Annotated in this window: 7 protein-coding genes; 4 read left to right on the forward strand and 3 right to left on the reverse strand. The window is 62.3% G+C overall.

Annotation, left to right across the window (positions count from 1 at the left end; all coding sequences use genetic code 11):
- Positions 1-412 precede the first annotated feature (412 nt).
- Both AC1DWI_RS09470 and AC1DWI_RS09475 read left to right on the forward strand, forming a co-directional pair.
- Positions 413-925 (forward strand): serine O-acetyltransferase, encoded by a 513-nt coding sequence (locus tag AC1DWI_RS09470; RefSeq protein WP_457281764.1) that lies wholly within the window; start codon positions 413-415, stop codon positions 923-925.
- Positions 915-1,949 carry a glycosyltransferase family 2 protein gene (locus tag AC1DWI_RS09475; RefSeq protein WP_477670309.1) on the forward strand — a complete coding sequence of 345 codons (1,035 nt, stop codon included), beginning with the start codon at positions 915-917 and terminating at the stop codon, positions 1,947-1,949. Before AC1DWI_RS09470 ends, AC1DWI_RS09475 begins: the two co-directional genes overlap by 11 nt.
- 51 nt (positions 1,950-2,000) lie before the next feature.
- Here the strand turns inward: AC1DWI_RS09475 and recQ are convergent, their stop codons facing one another.
- Together recQ and AC1DWI_RS09485 are read right to left on the reverse strand one after the other, a co-directional pair.
- Entirely contained in the window at positions 2,001-3,893 is a 1,893-nt protein-coding gene (recQ, locus tag AC1DWI_RS09480) for a DNA helicase RecQ (RefSeq protein WP_477670308.1), read from the reverse strand.
- A 117-nt stretch (positions 3,894-4,010) separates the two neighbouring features.
- A complete protein-coding gene (locus AC1DWI_RS09485; RefSeq protein WP_477670307.1) occupies positions 4,011-4,403 on the reverse strand; it encodes a rhodanese-like domain-containing protein in 393 nt (130 codons plus the stop codon).
- Positions 4,404-4,584: 181 nt separating this feature from the next.
- Here AC1DWI_RS09485 and AC1DWI_RS09490 point away from each other — a divergent pair, with 181 nt between their 5' ends.
- Both AC1DWI_RS09490 and AC1DWI_RS09495 read left to right on the forward strand, forming a co-directional pair.
- On the forward strand, positions 4,585-5,631 hold the full coding sequence (locus AC1DWI_RS09490) for a homocysteine S-methyltransferase family protein (RefSeq protein WP_477670306.1): 1,047 nt from the start codon (positions 4,585-4,587) through the stop codon (positions 5,629-5,631).
- Between the two features lie 244 nt (positions 5,632-5,875).
- The gene (locus AC1DWI_RS09495) at positions 5,876-6,859 is read left to right on the forward strand and encodes a Bug family tripartite tricarboxylate transporter substrate binding protein (RefSeq protein ID WP_457281759.1); all 984 of its coding nucleotides are present in this window, start codon (positions 5,876-5,878) and stop codon (positions 6,857-6,859) included.
- A 53-nt stretch (positions 6,860-6,912) separates the two neighbouring features.
- On the opposite strand, the gene AC1DWI_RS09500 is transcribed toward AC1DWI_RS09495, so the two are convergent.
- On the reverse strand, positions 6,913-7,191 hold a 279-nt coding region (locus AC1DWI_RS09500), incomplete at its 5' end, for a cyclic nucleotide-binding domain-containing protein (protein ID WP_477724734.1).

Below are 7,191 nucleotides of genomic sequence, written 5' to 3' on the forward strand. Positions count from 1 at the left end.
GTCAATAAGTAGGTCGACATCAGCACGAACCATGCCAATGGCGGATGCTAGCCCAACTATGGCGGGTACCTCTCAGGGCAAGCCCTTACGAGGCCAAGACAAACCACGGCGAAAGATGCATAACCTTATGCGGGAATACGGCTGACAGGGAACCCCAATCATCCCCGGCACAATGGCCTTCTGACAGTTTGCTTGCGCCGGTGGTACCGCAGCCAGGCAAGTTCCGGGTGAGTCCATTGGTACGAATCTTGCGCCGCATTTCCGCAAGGGCTGAATTTTCTGCTCCGGCTTTTGTCGGGTTCTGATGGACTTGCCGCGGACTTCATCCCCCAAACCCGAGCGGTCTCCGTTGGAGCCTGCGGCCGGGGGAGGGGTTTCACGTCTTGATGCATGTTACGAAAGCTCAATAACAATGGCTTTTCTTGAAGACTTGCGGGTGGCGCAGGAAGGCGTCCTGTCCCTGGGCTTCTGGGCATTGCAGGTGTACCGGCTGGGGCACCTGCGCTACCGGTTTCAGTCCAGGTTGGTGCGTTATCCGCTGGGTGCCGTGCACCTGGTGCTGGCCAAACTGGCTGAAATGTTTTGCGGCGTCACGATAGGTGTCTCGGCCCAAATTGGGCGGCGCCTGGTGATTGAGCATTCCGGTGCGATTGTGGTGCATGGCCGCGCCGTGATCGGGGACGACTGCATCATCCGCCAGGGCGTCACCATCGGCAACCAGCGTATCGACAGGCCGCTCGAGGCGCCGCACATCGGCAACCGCGTCAATATCGGCGCCGGCGCGAAGATCCTGGGGGCTGTACGGATCGGGGACGACGTCGACATTGGTGCCAATGCCGTGGTGATCACGGACGTCCCCGCCGGAGCCCTTGCCGTGGGTGTGCCGGCCCGCATTATTTTGAGGAGCCGTGACGATGCTTCCTGAAGCCAGCGAAACGCCTTGCACGGTCAGCATCGTCATCAAGGCCCTGAACGAAGAAAAGCGCATTGTGGCCGCGGTAGAAAGTGCGCTGGCGGCCGTCCGGATGGTCGGTGGCGAGGTCGTGCTCGCCGATTCCTGCTCCAGCGACCGCACCGTAGCGCTGGCGTCTGCCTATCCCATCCGCATCGTGCAGCTGGCACGCGCCGATGAACGTTGCTGCGGCATCGGTCCGCAGCTGGGGTACCAGCATTCGGCGGGCGAATTTGTGTACATCCTGGATGGCGACATGGAAATGCTGCCCGGGTTTTTGCCGCAGGCGCTGGCCTTCATGCAGGCGCACCCCGACGTGGCCGGCGTGGGAGGGCAGGTTGTTGAGTTGAACACCAGCAGCCTGGAATATGTGGCGCGTGTGGAGCGGGGTCTGGGCCATATGCAGGCAGGCATGGTGGACCGGCTGGACATGGGCGGCCTGTACCGCAGGGCCGCGGTGGAGCAGGCCGGGTATTTTTCAGACCGCAACCTGCACAGCTATGAAGAGTTCGACCTGGCGATGCGCCTGCATGCCAGGGGCTGGAAACTGTGGCGCCTGGGCACCGATTCCGTGCGGCACCATGGCCACGATGCGCCTCCCTATCAGTTGCTGGTGCGGCGCTGGCGCAGCCGCTACATCTGCGGCCTGGGCGAAGTGCTGCGCGCGGCCTGGGGCGAGTCGCACCTGGGGCTGGTGCTCACGCGGGTGCGCGAATTGCGCCTGTATGCTGCCGTACTGATGTGGTGGGCAGTGTTGCTCGCTGTTCTGGTGGTTCCCATGCCGTGGACAGCGCGCATCGGGGCCTTCTCCTGCATTGCAGCGGCACCTCTCCTGTTGATGACATGGCGAAAGCGCAGCGCCACCAAGGCTGTGTTCTCGGTCGTGTCGTGGTGCTTTAACGCCGCTGGCCTGGTACGCGGGTTGTTGACACCGCAGCGCCCTGCGCGGGCCGCCATAGACAGCGTCGAAATCCGCAATACGTCTGGCGCAGCTTAAGCAGCCGGGCGGCCGGCACCGCACGGGAATCGGCCATCGGCTTGCAAGGGCCTAGTCCGCCCCGGCGCAGACGCGCAGCACCTCTGCCCCGTAGGCCTCAAGTTTTTTGACGCCGATACCACTGATGCCCTCGAGGTCGGAAATGCCTTGCGGCGCGCGTTCTGCAATGGCTCGCAAGGTTGCATCATGAAAGATCACGAAGGCGGGCAGATTGTGTTCGCGGGCGACTTCGGCGCGCCAGGCCTTCAGGCGGGCCAGRCGCTCCAGCGCGCCGGCATTGAGCGAGGCTTCGGCCATGCCTTTGGCGGAGGTCTTGGTGCCTTTTTTGGAGCTGCCTTTGCGCCGTTCACTGGCGCCGGCCGACTGCTCGCGCAGCATCACGCTGACTTCGCCCTTGAGCACCTGGCGTGCATCAGGCAACAGCTGCAACGTGTTGAACGCATCGGGGTCGACCCGCACCATGCCCTTGGCGATCAATTGGCGTAACACGCCACGCCACTGCACTTCGGACAGGTCGGCGCCAATGCCGAAGGTGCTGAGCTTGTCGTGGCCGTACTGCAATACTTTTTCGGTCGCCTTGCCGCGCAGGATGTCCATCAGGTGGCCTGCGCCAAAGCTGATGCCGCTGGCCTGCTGCACGCGGTAGATGCAGCTGAGCATCTTGCGCGCGGCTTCGGTCGCGTCCCATACCACCGGCGGCTGCAGGCAGTTGTCGCAGTTACCGCAAGGCTGACTGTCTTCGCCGAAGTAATGCAGCAGGCTGACACGCCGGCAACGCGTGTCTTCAGCCAGCGTCAACAAGGCATCTAGCTTGCCGCGCATGACCTGCTTGAACTCTTCGCTGGCGGCTTCGCTGGTGTCTATCATGCGGCGCTGGTTCACCACGTCCTGCAGGCCGTACGTCATCCAGGCATTGGCCGGGAGGCCGTCGCGGCCGGCGCGGCCTGTTTCCTGGTAGTAGCCTTCGATGTTTTTCGGCATGTCCAGGTGGGCGACAAAACGCACGTCGGGTTTGTCAATGCCCATGCCGAAGGCAATCGTCGCGACCATCACCGTGCCTTCCTCGCGCAGGAAGCGGTCTTGCCGCTGTTGGCGCAGGGCACTGTCCAGACCCGCGTGGTAGGCCATGGCCTTGAGACCGGCATCCTGCAGGGCTTCGGCAATTTCCTCCACGCGTTTGCGTGACTGGCAATACACAATGCCGGCTTCTCCGGCGTGTTCGCTTTCAATGAATCGCAGCAGTTGGCGCGTGGCGTCGGTTTTTTCGACGATGGTGTAGCGGATGTTCGGCCGGTCAAAGCTGCTGACGAATGCGCGTGCGTCTTCCAGCTTGAGCCGCTCAATCATGTCCTGCCGTGTCAGCGCATCCGCGGTCGCCGTCAGGGCAATACGCGGCACGTTCGGGAAGGTTTCGTGCAACAGGCTCAAGGACCGGTATTCGGGCCGGAAGTCATGACCCCACTGGCTCACGCAATGCGCTTCGTCAATCGCAAACAGGCTGAGCAGGCCGCGTTCATGCAGGGAGCCGAGCAGGCCTTTCATGCGCGGGGTGTTGATGCGCTCGGGCGCGGCATAAAGCAGCGTCAGTTCATTGCGCAGCAATTGCTTTTCAAGCTGGCTGCTTTCTTCAAAGCTTTGCGTCGAGTTTAAAAATGCGGCGGACACGCCGGCCTCATGCAGGGCGCCCACCTGGTCATGCATCAGCGCAATCAGCGGCGAGATCACCACCGTGACCCCGTGGCCGGCGTTTTGCCGCACGATGGCCGGGATCTGGTAGCACAGTGATTTGCCTCCGCCGGTGGGCATTAGCACCAGGGCATCGCCGCCGCGAACCACATGGTCCACGATGGCCTCCTGCGGCCCGCGGAAGCTGTCATAGCCAAAAACCCGGCTGAGCACGTCCAGGGGTGTCGGCAAAGGCGCAGAAATGGGCAATGAAGACAAGGTTTTAAGCCGGAAAATCGAAACGATGAAGAGGGGTGCTATGAAAATAGTAGCTGCTTGCGCTGGTGGAATAAAGCTGCGAGCCTGTTTAATGCATAAATAGCAGTAAAAAACCGGCTACATCTGCTCCCAGGGCAAGCCATCAAACCGCCAGCCCGAGAGCGTGGAGCGTTGGAACTGTTCGTCGAGCTCACCTTCAAAGCCATGCACCACATGCTGCACATCAGAAAAACCGGCCGCTTCCAGTGCCTTGCCGGCGTCCAGCGTGCGCTTGCCGGATCGGCAAATCAGCAGCACCGGCTGCGCCTTGCCGGCAGCTTCGCGCGCCACGGCGTCGGCGAACTTTTGCGGGTCCGGCTGCAGGTCGGGGTATTCGTACCACGGCACGTTGACCACGCCTGGGGGGCGGCCGACGTACAGCGACTCGATCTCCATGCGCACGTCCACAAACAGTGCGTCAGGATGTGCCTGCAGCCAGGACCAGGCTTCTTTGGGTTGAAAGTTTTTCATGTTCAGGGCAATACCCCTATTGTGGCTGATGGCGCCCCCACGGTCGCTCACTGCGTGTAGCTCCCTGCCCCCAAGGGGGCGCTGCGCCTGCGGCCCGGCAAAGCCGGTTCCGCGGCCCTTGCTGGTTGAAGAGAACCCGTCGAAGTCTGCTGAAAAAGCTGCCGCGCCTTAAAATCGGAGCATGAAGCCAATCATCTACACACGCGGGCAGCAGCTGCCGGCCATCCTGGAACAACGTATCGCCATCCTTGACGGTGCGATGGGCACAATGATCCAGCGCTTCAAGCTCAACGAGGCCCAGTACCGGGGCGAACGCTTCAGGAATTTTCACAAAGACGTGAAGGGCAACAACGAGTTGCTGAGCCTGACGCGCCCCGACGTGATCCAGGACATCCATGAGGGCTACCTGGCTGCGGGCGCCGACATGATTGAAACCAACACCTTCGGCGCGACTACCGTGGCGCAGGCCGACTACGACATGGCCGACCTGGCCGTCGAGATGAATTACGAGTCGGCCCGCATCGCCCGTGCCGCCTGCGACAAGTATTCGACGCCCGACAAGCCGCGTTTTGTCGTCGGCGCCCTTGGCCCTACGCCCAAGACGGCGAGCATCAGCCCCGACGTGAACGACCCGGGCGCGCGCAACACCAGTTTCGAGGAGTTGCGCAAGGCGTACTACGAACAGACCGAGGCACTGGTCAAGGGCGGCAGCGACGTACTGCTGGTCGAGACCATCTTCGACACGCTCAATGCCAAGGCGGCGCTGTTTGCCATTGACGAATACTTCGACAACTCCGGCGAGCGCCTGCCCCTGATCATCAGCGGCACCGTGACCGACGCTTCGGGCCGCATCCTGAGCGGGCAAACCGTGACGGCCTTCTGGCACAGCGTGCGCCATGCCGCACCACTGGCAGTCGGCCTCAACTGCGCACTGGGCGCCACCCTGATGCGCCCCTACATCCAGGAGCTGGCCCGCGTGGCCGGAGACACCTTCATCAGCTGCTACCCCAATGCCGGCCTGCCCAACCCCATGAGCGACACCGGCTTTGACGAAACGCCCGACGTAACGTCCCGCCTGCTGCGCGAGTTCGCCGAGGAAGGCCTTGTCAACATCGTGGGCGGTTGCTGCGGCACCACGCCGGATCACATAGGTGCCATCGCCCACGCGGTCGCCCCGGTCGCCAGCCGCTCCTTGCAGCGTGGCGCCTTCTACAAAGAGGCCGCCTGAGGGCAGCGCTGCCCTGCATCACTTCCGGGTGATGCCGTCGGCTGGCCGAAAAAGCCGGTTCCCTGATGCACGTGTACTTAATAAGTATGCATATGAGATGACGTGCCCGGCGATGTCCCGAAAAGTCATATTTCGCGGCTATAGTCAGGCCCTTTTGCCGAACCCTGTTTTCATTCTCCGGCGCTGCGCCCTGCAGCGTTGATGGTTCGGCAAAACAACGCAACACAACACAACCAAGGAAATCATGAAGGTGGGTTTATTCATCAAGGCCGCAGCGGCATTCACGTTGGCGATGACGGCTTTCGCAGGCCATGCACAACTGTCGCCCCAAAAACCGGTGACGATCGTCGTGCCCTATCCAGCCGGCGGCCCGCTGGACAACGCTGCGCGCATCCTGGCCGAGAAGCTGCGTCCCCTGCTCAAAACCGAAGTCACGGTTGACAACCGGCCGGGGTCCGGCGGAAACGTGGGTGCGGCCCTCGTCGCCAAGGCGCCTGCAGACGGCCATACGCTGGTGATGGGGGCGGTGGCCACACATGCCATCAACCCGTGGCTCTACCCGAACATGCCCTATGACGCATTGAAGGACTTCACGCCCATCACGTTGGTGGCCCGTGTGCCGAACGTGCTGGTCATGAATGCCGAAACAGCCAGGCGGCTGAAAATCAAGGACACCAAGGACTTGATTGCCTACGCACGCAAGAATCCCGGCCGGCTGAACTATGCCTCCGGCGGCAATGGAAGCGCCGGCCACCTCGCGGGCGAGCTGTTCAAAAGCCTGGCCAAGATCAGCGTGGTGCACCTGCCTTCCAGCGGCTCGGCGCAGGCGCAGGCTGGCCTGCTGTCGGGCCAGACCGACCTGATGTTCGACAACCTGGCCTCTGCCAGCGCCAACATCAAGTCGGGCAAGCTGGTCGCTTTTGGCGTGACCACCATCAACCGCTCCAGCAGCTTTACGGAAATTCCGACCATCAACGACGTATTGCCCGGCTTTCACATCAGCACCTGGTTCGGCATCTTTGGCCCGGCCAACCTTCCCAAAGCTACGGCAGACCAGCTTCAGCGGGCATTCGCCGACGCGCTCAACACGCCCGACACCGCGGAAAAGTTTGCACGCATGAGCGCGACCCCCAGCCCCATGAGCTCTGCCGACTTTGCCTACATGGTGATGAAAGAGCATGCCGACTATGGACGCCTGATCAAGGTCGCCAAAATCAAGCTCGACTAAGTCGAAGGGGGCGGCCAGCCTGGCGCCTTCCCCGCTTTTCTGCCAGACGGAAATCAGCCCGGCATCAGCCGGTCGATTTCCTGCTGCATGGCTTGTACCAGCTGGCTGTACATCTTGAGTTTTTCGCTGGTGTCGCGCAGCCGTTCGGCGATGCGCAGTGAAACGGCAAACATCAGTTTGGCCGCAGTCACCGGTTGCTCTTCCCCCATTTTTTCAAGCGCTGCGCGCGACAGCACGGCGCAGCTCACGTCGCTGCTGGCAGTGCATGACGCCAGCCGCGCCTGGCCGTCGACCAGGCCCATCTCGCCGATCAGGCTGCCGGGGCCCAGCAC

This window comes from Polaromonas sp. P3_C2 (assembly GCF_056402675.1).